The sequence below is a fragment of the Flavipsychrobacter sp. genome, assembly GCA_041392855.1.
Taxonomy (GTDB): domain Bacteria; phylum Bacteroidota; class Bacteroidia; order Chitinophagales; family Chitinophagaceae; genus UBA5543.
Map to the genome: position 1 here is coordinate 2863852 of JAWKLD010000001.1, position 13338 is coordinate 2877189.

General features: G+C 40.9%; 13 protein-coding genes. 8 read left to right on the forward strand and 5 right to left on the reverse strand.

The genetic code is table 11. The features are described from left to right. Nucleotides 1-164 precede the first annotated feature (164 nt). Together dxs and R2800_13215 are read left to right on the forward strand one after the other, a co-directional pair. Nucleotides 165-2126 (forward strand): 1-deoxy-D-xylulose-5-phosphate synthase, encoded by a 1962-nt coding sequence (gene dxs, locus R2800_13210; GenBank protein MEZ5018010.1) that lies wholly within the window; start codon nucleotides 165-167, stop codon nucleotides 2124-2126. A 76-nt stretch (nucleotides 2127-2202) separates the two neighbouring features. Continuing rightward, complete coding sequence (locus R2800_13215) at nucleotides 2203-2733, forward strand: thioredoxin-like domain-containing protein (protein MEZ5018011.1); 531 nt, start codon at nucleotides 2203-2205, stop codon at nucleotides 2731-2733. A 63-nt stretch (nucleotides 2734-2796) separates the two neighbouring features. On the opposite strand, the gene R2800_13220 is transcribed toward R2800_13215, so the two are convergent. From R2800_13220 to R2800_13230, 3 genes are all read right to left on the reverse strand, one after another. Continuing rightward, nucleotides 2797-3405, reverse strand: a complete 609-nt coding sequence (locus R2800_13220) for a hypothetical protein (GenBank protein MEZ5018012.1) — start codon at nucleotides 3403-3405, stop codon at nucleotides 2797-2799. A 360-nt stretch (nucleotides 3406-3765) separates the two neighbouring features. Further along, on the reverse strand, nucleotides 3766-4236 hold the full coding sequence (locus R2800_13225; GenBank protein ID MEZ5018013.1) for a hypothetical protein: 471 nt from the start codon (nucleotides 4234-4236) through the stop codon (nucleotides 3766-3768). 144 nt (nucleotides 4237-4380) lie between these two features. Continuing rightward, nucleotides 4381-5019, reverse strand: a complete 639-nt coding sequence (locus tag R2800_13230) for a hypothetical protein (GenBank protein ID MEZ5018014.1) — start codon at nucleotides 5017-5019, stop codon at nucleotides 4381-4383. A 227-nt stretch (nucleotides 5020-5246) separates the two neighbouring features. Here R2800_13230 and purL point away from each other — a divergent pair, with 227 nt between their 5' ends. From purL to R2800_13260, 6 genes are all read left to right on the forward strand, one after another. Continuing rightward, on the forward strand, nucleotides 5247-7457 hold the full coding sequence (purL, locus tag R2800_13235) for a phosphoribosylformylglycinamidine synthase subunit PurL (protein ID MEZ5018015.1): 2211 nt from the start codon (nucleotides 5247-5249) through the stop codon (nucleotides 7455-7457). A gap of 69 nt (nucleotides 7458-7526) precedes the next feature. Then, entirely contained in the window at nucleotides 7527-8066 is a 540-nt protein-coding gene (locus R2800_13240) for a hypothetical protein (protein MEZ5018016.1), read from the forward strand. A gap of 87 nt (nucleotides 8067-8153) precedes the next feature. Next, nucleotides 8154-8597 (forward strand): hypothetical protein, encoded by a 444-nt coding sequence (locus R2800_13245; GenBank protein ID MEZ5018017.1) that lies wholly within the window; start codon nucleotides 8154-8156, stop codon nucleotides 8595-8597. Between the two features lie 212 nt (nucleotides 8598-8809). Continuing rightward, nucleotides 8810-9661 carry a T9SS type A sorting domain-containing protein gene (locus tag R2800_13250; GenBank protein MEZ5018018.1) on the forward strand — a complete coding sequence of 284 codons (852 nt, stop codon included), beginning with the start codon at nucleotides 8810-8812 and terminating at the stop codon, nucleotides 9659-9661. A 74-nt stretch (nucleotides 9662-9735) separates the two neighbouring features. Next, nucleotides 9736-10077, forward strand: a complete 342-nt coding sequence (locus R2800_13255) for a hypothetical protein (GenBank protein MEZ5018019.1) — start codon at nucleotides 9736-9738, stop codon at nucleotides 10075-10077. Then, nucleotides 10058-11524, forward strand: coding sequence for a hypothetical protein (locus R2800_13260; protein MEZ5018020.1), 1467 nt, complete (start codon nucleotides 10058-10060; stop codon nucleotides 11522-11524). Before R2800_13255 ends, R2800_13260 begins: the two co-directional genes overlap by 20 nt. Here the strand turns inward: R2800_13260 and R2800_13265 are convergent, their stop codons facing one another. Continuing rightward, nucleotides 11525-13021, reverse strand: coding sequence for a c-type cytochrome domain-containing protein (locus R2800_13265; GenBank protein ID MEZ5018021.1), 1497 nt, complete (start codon nucleotides 13019-13021; stop codon nucleotides 11525-11527). Continuing rightward, a complete protein-coding gene (locus R2800_13270; GenBank protein MEZ5018022.1) occupies nucleotides 12996-13334 on the reverse strand; it encodes a dihydroneopterin aldolase in 339 nt (112 codons plus the stop codon). The genes R2800_13265 and R2800_13270 overlap by 26 nt, the downstream gene beginning before the upstream one ends. Nucleotides 13335-13338 lie beyond the last annotated feature (4 nt).

Consider the following 13338-nt stretch of genomic DNA (forward strand, 5'->3'; position numbering starts at 1 on the left):
CTTTGCAAAGGTAATCGCTTCTGGATTATTGGTTTGGTTATTGTTCTATACACCACGTGCTTTTTAACTTTTGGTATGAAATATCAAGCTTCGGCGTTAAAATTGTACACATTTAGGGGCTTTTATTGTTAGATAACCCCTGTTTTGTAATACTTTATTTATTTTTGACAGAATTTGAAAATAGCCCATTGAGTACGCACATGGAAGAAATAGGAGCAGGACCATTGCTAAGTGGTATAGATACGCCAGCGGATTTAAAGAAACTCAGCAAAGGACAACTACAGGAAGTTTGTAATGAACTACGTCAATTTATCATTGACTGTGTGAGTGTGCACGGTGGTCACTTTGGGGCAAGTCTGGGTGTGGTAGAGTTAACCGTAGCACTACACTATGTGCTCAACACGCCTACCGACCAGCTGGTATGGGACGTAGGGCACCAAGCCTATGGGCATAAAATTCTTACAGGACGTAGAAAGGTTTTTCATACCAATAGAAAATATGGCGGCATTAGCGGTTTCCCTAAGCGTAGCGAGAGTGAGTATGATACATTTGGTGTAGGGCACTCCTCTACTTCTATATCGGCAGCATTGGGCATGGCTATAGCTTCTAAGCTAAAGGGAGAAACTGAAAAGCAACATGTAGCCGTAATAGGCGATGGTGCTATGACTGCGGGTTTGCCATTCGAGGCGCTTAACCATGCAGGAGTGAGCAATAGTAATGTGTTGATCATCCTTAATGACAACAACATGTCGATAGACCCGAATGTGGGTGCTTTAAAAGAATACTTAACAGACATTACCACCTCACATACATACAACAAACTACGTGACGAGGTATGGAATATACTAGGCAAGCTGCCAAAAGGTAAGGCACAGCAAAGGCTTGCATCGAAGGTAGAGGCTGGGCTGAAAGGCATGGTGTCTAAATCGAGCAACTTGTTTGAGGCGCTGGGTTTAAGGTACTTTGGGCCGGTAGATGGGCACAATGTCTTGAAGCTGGTAGAAACACTATCGCACCTGAAAGATATCCCTGGGCCTAAGCTGTTGCATATTAAGACCGTGAAAGGGAAAGGTTATAATCTGGCCGAGCAAGACCAAACACTTTGGCATGCACCTGGCACGTTCGATAAGGTAACAGGTAAGATCAATAAAGTAGTACACGATGCACCACAACCTCCTAAATATCAGGATGTGTTTGGGCATACGATTATAGAACTGGCTAAGGAGAATGAGAAGATCATGGGTATCACTCCTGCTATGCCATCGGGCTGCTCACTAAAGTACATGATGGCTGAAATGCCAGACCGTGCTATAGACGTAGGTATTGCTGAGCAACATGCCGTAACGGTAAGTGCTGGATTGGCTACACAAGGCATGCGTGTGTTCTGTAATATATACAGCTCCTTCATGCAGCGTGGGTATGATATGGTGGTGCACGATGTAGCCATACAAAATCTACCTGTGATCATGTGCCTAGACAGAGCAGGATTGGTAGGTGATGATGGACCAACACACCATGGTGCTTACGATATACCATTCATGCGATGCATACCCAACATAGTGGTAAGTGCGCCGATGAATGAGGCGGAACTACGTAACCTAATGTACACCGCACAGCACGAGGACAATCAGTCTCCGTTTGTGATACGCTACCCACGCGGACAAGGTGTGATGCCGGAATGGAGAACCCCAATGAAACAAATAAAAGTAGGTACGGGACGTAAGATAAAAGACGGAGAAGAAGTAGCGATATTGACTATAGGGCATCCTGGTAATTTTGCCGTTGCTGCTTGTAAAGAGCTAGTAACTGAAGGGCTTAACCCTGCACACTACGATATGCGTTTTGTAAAGCCACTAGACGAAGCTATGCTACACGAGGTGGCACAACGTTATAATAAAATTATCACAGTAGAAGATGGAACGGTAGTAGGTGGTTTTGGTAGTGCAGTGTTGGAGTTTATGGCAGCTAATAATTATAGCCCGGAGATAAAGATGCTGGGTATACCTGACCGCTTGGTAGAGCATGGTAAGCCTGCGGAGCTACACCGCGAATGTGGCTACGATGCACAAGGCATAGCTGAGGCTGTACGCGAGATGGTGAACAAGGACATCAAAGAACTGGTTTAATAATATTATAAAAACACACAAAAGTACAAGCTACTCTATGGGGTAGCTTTTTTGTACTACATAAACTACTATCGTTATGAGATACTTCGCTTTATTATTACTTATTCCTTTTGTTTTTTCGGCATGTGGCGCAGCTGCAGGTGATGATGATAAGAACTACAACCTAAGCACCGTAAAAGTGATAAAGGGCAAAGACGTAGCCCCTATGACCAAAGAAAAAGAGTATACGGCAGTGTATTTTTGGGCTACATGGTGCACGCCTTGTCGGTTAACGCTAAAGAAGAGCATCAAACAAATGCTGGACACAGCACAGAACGATAACTTTCAGATACTGGTAGTAGCCTTAAGTAAGAACCCTGAACAGGTACAGCAGATAATAAGCGATGCGGGCATTACCCAAACTACTTATGTGGTCAACGACTATACTTTTGACAATGCACTGGGCGATAAGCTGAAAATGAATAAAGTCATTAAGAGTATCAACGACGATGTGAAATTCCTGAACCAAGTACCCGTAGTGCTAATGCTTAATAAAGAAGGCAAAGTGCTAGGCGATACTTACCATGTACCAGATATTATTCGTTTCCTGAAAGGGGAATTGAAGTAAGTGTCCACGTGTGTCCAAATTGTCCTAGGGTTACCATGGAGTGGACAGTTTGGACAGCTTATGTTAGTTGAACCGATATCTCAACCCAAAGCTACCAACAGCCGATGCCTCGAAGAATTGGTGTGTTTCAGTTCTTCTCAAAGGGCCTTCAAAGCCCATGTCAACAGTTATTCTGTTATTCCAATACTGCGTGCTTCTTAGAGCAACTTCGGCGTTTAATGCTAAGTGCTTTCCCAATTTATGTACAAGACCTCCCTGTAATCCCAATACATACCCTCTGCTAGATCTGTTTTCATAAGTGAACATATACTCGCTAAGTATATACTGCCTGCTGGCATAGCCTGCTGCGCCACCTACATAAAAGTAAACATGCTTGGCGTTGAAGGTGCGATTGACTATAAGTTGAGGTAATGCCTCCCATATATCATTAATAAGAAAATTAAAAGGTACACCTATGCCCAATTGTACATTACCTACATTGCGCAATAAAGTAGTATTGGTGCAGAATAACCCTGAAAATTCAGAATAAAACTCACCATCGGTGCGGATAGATATACCGGGAGCAAAACCAACCTCCCATTTACTAAGTGGTGCAATTTGCTTTTGTGATTCTTCCTGTGCAAAGCTTATTAATGGGCATATAGCTAATAGGGCGATGAATTTTTTTTTCATTGTGGGTTATTTATAGTTAATACTAAATTATGGTATTTGTAAGAGCCCTCGAATTAAATAAGGCTTAATATTCATGTGTCCAAGTGTCCAAGCAAATAGAGGGGTGGACGGCGTGGACAGTTTGGACAGACAAGCTAGAAATAATAACTAATGCTTATCTTAGTGGTACAGCAAGGCTGCTATAGCTAGGCTAGTTTTTATAAAACGAGTTGCCAATGCTTAGAACAAGTCAGGAAACATAAACATTCGTAAACTTTCTTTTGTACCCAAAGCCATCATCACCTCTTATGCTATTGATGAAATTTGTAGGAGACATTTCATTATTAGCTAATGAATAGCAATTGTATGTTAAGTGGTATTTTATTTCTTAAAATAAAGACCCTCTCCTTTATCACCGTTGGGGCTACCACCACCAATAGTCGTATATGAAAATACTAGTGTTTCATTTGTATTATGGTAGTGCAGCATGTAGCCTCCTTTCGACGTGAAAAAATAATAATGTGTCCAATCGCTAGTATTATGAAGATTGCCTAAGCAGCGATTCCCCAAATTGTAAAGGTTGTAGGGAGTGTTGGGATAGGTCGTTACGTTCATTGATGTGTCAGTGTCTTTTGCAATAGTAATTTGAAGACTATCTGACCAAGTACTATCTATGTTTGTTTCAATGTTCCCGTTCTGATCGAGTATATTCCAAGTGCGTACGTGCCAACCTTCAAAGATGTGTGTGCCCACGAGTTTGTCAACAGTGGATTTTTGTGGGGTTATTGATTGCTGTTTGCTACAGGAGAAAACTAATAGTGTTGCAAAGAATATGATAAGGTATTTTGACATAATAATGTAGTATATATAATGTTTGTTATTTATAATCAATACTAAATTATGGTATTTGTAAGAGTTGTTGAATTTAATAAGGCTTAATATTCGGGTGTCCAAGTGTCCAAGCAAATAGAGGGGTGGACGGCGTGGACAGACAAGCTAGAAATAATAACCAATGCTAATACTTAGTGGTACTGCAAGGCTGCTATAGCTAGGTTGGTCTTTATAAAATGGGTCGCCAATACCTAGTACAGGGCCGGAAACATACCCATTAGTAAACTTTCTCTTGTACCCAAAGCCTATGTACATCTCGTAGACGAAGTGCTCGCCCACGCGGTTTTGTAAACCCGCAACGGGTGATATACCAATGGAGGTTACCTCTACCAAAGTAGATATGAAGTAGGTATGATAATAAGGTTCTTTCTCAACTACAGAATAGTGGGTATAGAAAGTTTGTAGTCCAAAAAATAGATTCATAACAGCACGGCCTTGTCGACCAGCATAAACATAGCGCCTAGCTTCAGCACGTATTGAGTAGCCATCATCTCCCCTTACAGTATTGATAGAATTTGGAGGAGATACTGCATTACTGCCTAACGAGTAGCCAAACTGTAGCTCAAAGGCATTTTTGCCTGTTCTTTTTTCTACACCAATTTGCAATGTGGGGCTGGCGTAATGAAATAGCTCTGTTGCTCGCCATTTTATAGCCCAGTAGTTTTGTTTGAGGCTGTATGTGGCTTCCTGCGCCATAACTCCTTGTAATAGAAATACGAGTGATAGTGTTAGTAGAATTTTCATATGGTGTAGTTTGTAGTAGTGATAACAATATCTATGCCAGCAAAAGGAGATACTTCTTTTTTGACACTGCTGTGTATCTGTCCCACAGGAGGGAAGCTCCCAATAACTGGAACAAGGGGACAAGCCCGTCACTCGTTCAAAATCCCTTATCTGTACCTATGATACCACCCAAAAAAGCCGTAGTTTTGCCACTCAATTTATTCCTCAAATAAAAAATTGCTGCATCTATGCAGGAAGCAACATTAGAACAAGCCAAGCAACTGGGGCTTTTAGAAGAAGAGTTTGAACTGATAAAGCAGATATTGGGGCGTACCCCCAACTTCAACGAGACAGCTATGTACTCGGTGATGTGGAGCGAGCACTGTAGCTACAAAAACTCCATTAGCCTGCTAAAAACACTACCGCGTGATGGTGAAAAACTACTCGTGAAGGCAGGTGAAGAAAATGCAGGTTTGGTAGACATTGGCGACGGTCTGGGCTGTGTGTTTAAGATAGAAAGTCATAACCACCCATCGGCTATCGAACCTTTCCAAGGGGCAGCTACGGGTGTAGGTGGTATCCACCGCGATATATTTACCATGGGTGCTCGTCCTATAGCGGCACTTAATTCTCTACGTTTCGGTCGTTTGGACAATCCTAAGACGAAATGGTTATTGAAGGGTGTGGTAAAAGGTATTGGTCATTACGGTAACTGTTTTGGTGTGCCTACCGTAGGTGGAGAGATCTACTTCGAGAGCTGTTACCAAACCAACCCACTAGTGAACGCTATGAGTGTTGGGGTGATAGACCCTAAGTTTATGGTATCGGCTACATCGCACGGTGCGGGCAATAGTGTATTCATAGTAGGTGCGGCTACAGGTAAAGATGGTATTGGTGGTGCGTCTTTCGCATCGGCAGATATTACCGAAGATAGTGCCAACGACCTACCATCGGTACAGGTGGGCGACCCGTTTGAGGAAAAGAAATTATTAGAAGCTTGCCTGGAGGTGATACCAACTGGCGCATTGATAGGTATGCAGGATATGGGTGCTGCGGGTATTACTTGCTCTTGTAGCGAAATGAGTGAGAAGGGCGGTCATGGTATGGTTATCCATTTGGATAAAGTGCCTACACGCCAAGAGAACATGCTACCATGGGAGATGCTATTGAGCGAAAGCCAAGAGCGTATGCTAATAGTAGTGAAGAAAGGACGTGAGCAAGAAGTATTGGATGTGTTCCAAAAATGGGACATCCACTGCGAGCAAATAGGTGAGGTAACGGAAGATACTAATCTGAAGTACTACATGAATGGCGAGTTGGTAGCTGACGTGCCGGCAGAGAGCCTAGTGTTAGGTGGCGGTGCTCCGGTATACACCAGAGACACGGCAGTACCTAAGTACTTCGAAAAAATAAAAGCATTCAACCCTGATAGTATTGCAGAGCCTACTGACCTTAAGGCTACGGCTATGCAATTGGTTACTTTACCAACCATAGCTTCTAAGCGTTGGGTGTACGACCAATACGACAGTATGGTAGGTACAGGTAATACGCATACTAACGAGCCTAGCAGTGCGCCTGTAGTACGTATACATGGCAGCAAAAAAGCATTGGCGGTAACTACAGATTGTAACAGCCGTTATGTATTCGCAGATCCTAAGAAGGGAGCAATGATGGCAGTGAGCGAGGCAGCACGTAACATCGTTTGTAGTGGTGGTGAGCCTGTGGCTATTACCAACTGCTTGAACTTTGGTAACCCTTACAACCCTGAAGTATACTATCAATTCTCTGAAGCTATTGCCGGTATGGGTGTAGCATGTACTAAGCTAGGCACACCTGTTACGGGTGGTAACGTGAGCTTCTACAACCAGAGTAGCGATGATGGCCCTGTATATCCTACTCCTACTATAGGTATGGTGGGTGTGCTGGATGACCTGCATCAGAAGATGACCATGTACTTCAAAAACAACGATGATATCATCTACGTTTTAGGGCATAACAGAAACGACATCAATAGCTCTGAATATCTGCATAAACTTTGCAATGTAGAATATAGTCCAGCTCCTGCATTTGACATGGATGAAGAGTATGACTTGCAACAACTGGTATTGAAGTTGGTGAGAACGAAAATGGTACACAGTGCGCATGATATTTCAGAAGGTGGTTTGATCGTAAACTTGTTGGAGAGTAGCTTCCAAAAGAATATGGGCTTCGATGTTATCTTCAACCCTAACGTACGTAAAGATGCATGGTTGTTTGGTGAGGCGCAGAGCAGAGTGGTAGTAACCGTAAGCCATGAGATGAAGCAAGACTTTGAAGCTATGGTAGAAGGTTTCCCTCATATACAGATAGGTAGTGTAAGAGCTGATGGAAACATCACTGTAGGTGGAGACAATTGGGGTGGTATTGCTGATTGGAAAAATGCCTACGATACCGCAATTGAAAAACTAGTTAACGGTTAACCGATACCGTAATACAATAATAGAGAGCTGCACTTTGGTGTGGCTCTTTTTTTGTTAGTATATTTATTCATGCCTATCAAAGATGATATTCCAGAGTTTTATGTATCACATAACTGTGATAGCTGTAATCAATCAGATTGCTTTGCGATTACTAAAAAAGAAGCAGCTTTCATGTTAGTAGATCCGCGTAAGTTTGATAATATCCCTTGTACAGTATGTGGTTCTAAATCTTTTTCCTCATGGGGGTATAGTATGTGTGAGTTAGATAAGGAACTATTTTTAGAATGGGCAAATGACGAAGATTTATTTTTTTTAGATCAAGATGAGGATTTGATTATTGCTGATGAAAAGTATTTAGATATAATACTATACTTAATAGATAACAGAGTTGGTTTAGAAAGTAAGAGGCAAATTTTGTTGTCAGCTTTGTGTGTTATAGTGTATGATAATATTACTAGTGATGGTTCTATTGATGAAGTGAATGATCTTGATTTAGCTAATAGGGTTGTAGAAGAATTAAAAATCAGAAAGTCATTATTATTAGCGTTGAAGGAATGGGTAATATCTGATTACATAAAAGATAAAGTATACCCGCTTGTAGGAATATAAATACCATTAAAGAGCTGCACTTTGGTGCGGCTCTTAATGAAAAATTGCATCATTATATTTGTGAGCTAAAGCATTAAGCATAGTAAAATGGCAATGACAAAAGGGAAAATATTCAGAATAGTAGCTATAGTATTGATGGCTGTGTTATTGATTATATATGTAGGTATAAAACTGCCTTTTGTTCAAAATAAGCTGAACCATAAAAACCAACTGGTAATCAACAAAGCTGCTAGCGATGCAAATAGAGGCTGCCCCAGAATGACCGATGAACTGACTAGGCTGGATAGTGTAACCAGTATAGATGGTTTGGTGTTTGCTTATCACTATTGTATTATAAAAGCCAATGTGCAACATGCAGATACTGTTTACATCAGGTCTGTAATGACTCCAAAGATCATCTCTGACCTAAAGGGTAATGATAGAATGCAAGCCTACAATGAACTGGGGTGTACCTTCTTGGTCAATTACGCAGACAGTAATGGTAGGCATATGTTGTCGATTGTTGTTCCTCCTCAAGACTATAAGAAATAGCTGAATGTAGTTGCTGTTTAGCAATTTTTATTTGTCACTCTGCAGTCAAACAACTGTCATGGTATTCTCCAACTCACTGATAGCCATTGGTTAATAAACTAATGGTGTTTATTGCCATTTAGGGTTTGTTAAGTATTGTTAGCTTTTGTTATAAAGTTTCTGACACTCTTCCTCCTACTTTCATTCATCGTTAAAAAACAAAAACAATTATAATGATGAAAACGTTTACTCAAGTATTATTGTTGGTAGCCTTATGTTTTGTAGCTACTACAGTAGAGGCTCAGTACTGTTTGTTGCCGGGGCGTACTATTTATAGTGCTAACCAGCCCGGCATTACCAATTTCAAACTTAATTCCATAGACCGTACCTCCAGCAATGTGGAAAAAGCCACGTTGTCAGAACCGTCTATAGTTGTAACAGGTGAGTCTACAACACTGGAAAGAGGAAAGACCTACACTGTTTCTATTACACATAGTAAAGATCCTGTGTTCTTCCCAACGGCTAGAAACAATATACGTGTGTGGCTAGACTATGATGGTAATAAGGACTTTTCAGACATGGGTGAAACCATTATCAGTAAGGACTTTGAAACTGCTGGTACGTTTACAGGTACTTTTACTGTGCCAATGACAGCGCCATTGGGTACTACAAGACTAAGGGCTACAGCTAAGATGAGTTCTGATGCAGGCCACACAATTCCAACTCCTTGTGATCTACCCAAAGACCCGATAGACTATCATGGAGAAATGGAAGACTATGATGTAACAATTGTAGATCCGCCTGCTACAGCTATTAGTCATATTCAGAACACGTCATTTACTACAGCGCTATATCCTAATCCTACTACGGGTCAGTTAACCATAGCGCTTAATGGTAGTAAAGGGAACAGCACTATTGAACTATATGATGTCACGGGGAAAATGATAGCAACTATTAGTAACCAGTCGTCAGCATCAAGCTATACTATAGACTTAAACGACTATACAAAAGCTGCTGGCGTATACTACGTAAAAGTGTTAGCAGAGGGCAGCTACACTTACAACAAAGTAGTGAAGGTTAACTAAAAAAGCTTCATCTCTAGTTTTCATAAAAGGGTGTGCTCTATAGTGCACCCTTGCTATTATTTATGCTTCTATCTATGAAAAGATCAATATTGGTTTCTTTATGTTGTTTGCTTTTGATAGCATGTAGCAAGAAAGAGACAGAAACAAAAACTACGGACGTGTGTAGAAAAACATACAATGGTGCAATAAAAACTATTGTTGATACAAAGTGCGCTATTAGTGGTTGCCATGTTGCAGGTGCTACTACTGGAGACTTTACTACCTATACAGGTATAAAAAAGAAAGCTGATGAGGGGCGTATACAAACGCATGTTTTTGAACTGAAGATAATGCCACCTGCAAGTGCCACACAGTTGACCGAAGAAGAAAAACAAAGTATAAAATGCTGGTTAGACAATGGTGCTCCTGAAAGCTAAATATGGTATAGTGCTTATTGCTTGTGCTATGTTGTTATCATGCAAGCACAAGCCTGCTTACGATGGGAGGGGTAGTGCCTATCCAGAAGCTGTAGGGAAAATAATACTTGATAAATGTGCAACGACAGGCTGTCATAATAGTACTAGCCATAAGGGGGCAGGAGGGTTGAATTTGACCAGCTGGTATACACTTTTTGAAGGTGGAAGTATTGGCACTTCTGTTATTCCCTATAGTTCCAAATTTAGTACACTGTGTTACTACACTAACACCGATACCTCATTAGGTGTAACATTAACACCTACCATGCCGGTAAATCAAGCACCACTGACAAAGGAAGAATACTTAACACTAAAACATTGGGTGGACGAGGGCGCTCCAAATATTAATGGTGCGGTAAAATATGCTGACGAGCATACGCGCAGTAAGGTGTATGTAACTAACAGGTTGTGCGATGTTGTTACTGTATTTGATAGTAGGTCGTTGTTGCAAATGAGGTATGTAGATGTAGGTATTTCTGCAGCGGAGGAGTTTCCCGTAACGATAAAGGTATCGCCTGATAAACAATATTGGTATGTAAGTTTCTTTGCACAAAGTGAAGTGGTGCAGAAGTATAGCGCTGTAGATGATAGATGGATAGGAGACTTGCATCTTGGTTTGGGTTCATGGACGAGTTTTGCCATTACACAAGACTCAAGGTATGGTTACTTCGTTGATAATACATCGAAAGGGAAAGTAGTGTATGTAGACCTGTTTGCGATGAAGGTTTTAGCTACTTACGATTTTGGAGGAAGGTTTAGCTATATGTCTGGAATAGTTATTAATGAAGCACGAAACAAATTATATATAGGCACTAGCTTTGGCAACTTTATATACAGTATTGATATCACGAATCCTTTGAGCCCTATAATAAAAGAGATACCTATTGATGGGTCTGGTGTTGTACAAAACCAGCCAGTTGTTAACCCTACAGACTTTGAGTTAATTCCTAGTAGCAATAAGTGTTATGTTGCTTGCCAGCAGTCTAAAGATATAAAGGTGATAGATATGGAAACAGATTCGATACTATCAACCATAGCTCTTGATACTTATCCTGCTTTTATGAGCTACTCGGCAAAAACTAAAAAGCTGTTTGTCTCATGTCCTGATGATGAACAAAGTTTTGCAGGTAATAGAGGTGCTATAGCTATCGTAGATACAGAACATGATGTATTATACAAACGATTGGATAGTGGTTATCAACCTTATGGTTTGTCAGTAGATGACGAGCGCGGTATAGTAGCTATAGCTAATGCTAACTTTGCACCAGGTGGTGATGAGCCTCATCACTCCTCCGATTGTGAAGGTAGAAATGGTAACGTCACCTTTATCGACTTAAACACCCTAGAGCTTGTTAAGATAAATAGATCGGAAGTAGCAGTATATCCTTTTGGAGTAGCTACTAGATGATTATTTAAATCTTATAGCAGATGCATAAGGGTCTACTGTAACCTCAAATCTTTTGTTAGTAGCAGGGGTTAAAGTGTTAAGATCGTACACCTGATAGAAGCCATTGCGTCCGTTGCAGGGAGATTGGTGATGTGGTGGAGGGCCATTCTTGTCTTCGTTTCTGTTGAAGATAAAGAGCTTGTTATTTTTTTGGTCAACAGCTATACCGTAAGGTTGAAAAAATTTGTTCGTGATCTTTTTTACTACCTCATAAGAGTTCTCGTCAATAACATACAGACTGCCTACTTCTATTTTAGTTAAGGTGTCGTTCATGCAAGTGACAAAAAGTTTATTGCTGTTCGGGGCTAATGCCATTTGCTGTGGATTGCCACCAACTGATATCGTTTTGATAAGTTGGTCTGTAGCCGCGTCTAATACCCGTACTTCGTTGGTGTTGGTACAGGTTACAAAGTATTTACTCTTATCTGCATTCATTAAGATGCTAATAGGGTCGGGAGTGGTGGTAGTACTACTCGTAGTAGTAGGTAGTCCGTCTATACTAATAGAAGTGTAGCTACCGTCAGGTGCAATTTTGTATACGGTGTTGCCAAATTGGGAAGTAGCATAAAAATTCCCTTTACTGTCTTCGGCAAACCCTCCTAAAAAACGTAAGCTGGTACCCAAGTTTTTTATGATTTGCATAGTGGTAGCATCTATCAATATCAAGTCATGCGAAAACCAATTGCTTGCAATTAATCGTGTACCATCATTGCTTATTTGAATTGCCTTTTGAAATGAGTTGCTGGTATTTAATTCAGCTATTACACTATCGGTTTCTGTATCGATCTTTTGTATCAATGGGGCATTCCAAAAACTGACATAAGCATATTTCCCATCAGCAGATATGACTATGTTGTTGGGATTTTCTGTGCCAAAAGATTGGCCTACCGTTATGTAGCGCATCACTACATTTTTTTCAGCATCTGCTACAGCTACTAGGTCGCAGCCTTGTTGTACGGTATAGACCTTTTGTCTAGTATCGGGGTTGGTAGAAAAGGCTATGGCACCGTTAGCGTCAGGGGCGCCATTATTTATCCAGTCTCTTAGTGTAAAATATTCATCGCGCGTAAGATGTGGCGCATTATAAGGCATTGTAGGAATAGCTACCGTGCCTAGTGCTTCGTCGGTATTTACGAAATAGAGTAGTGAGCTGTTATCTGCATTGTAAGGCACAACAACTGCACCATTGCTACTACCATCAAATAAAAACGACCAACTATCCAGTCGTAGATTGCCGGCAGCTTTGTAGCTCGTTGCATTATGACAGCCGGCAGTTGCACACTTGTCTACAATAATTGTTTTGATGTTTTCAGGATAGTTATGTGCTACAGTTTGTTGTGGGTTAGGGTTCTGTACATCATGCTTGCAGTTGGCAAGCAATAGCGGCAATGATAATAGTATGTATAAATAGTTCTTCAAATCAAATATCAGATTAGCCTTCGTAGCATACTTGCGCATAGCCCACTTCTCCCGGCATGGGTGGGTTTAGTTTACGAATACATATACTAACACTTTCAGCCATAGAGAAACGCTTCTTAAGTTGCGTATGCATCTCTTGAATGAAATTCTCTAATAAGTCATGCGGTTTCTCAAATGCATCTGCTACTGTAGTCCTGATAACTGTATAGTCTATAAAAGGCATGGTAGAGGGGTCGGTAACAGGTGTAGTAATGTCTACATCTATCTCAAACTTATTAGGCAATTGATGCTCCTCTTTATATAAACCTCTAGGCGACTCTATTATTATGTTGTGCAATGAAACGGTAAGCATAGCC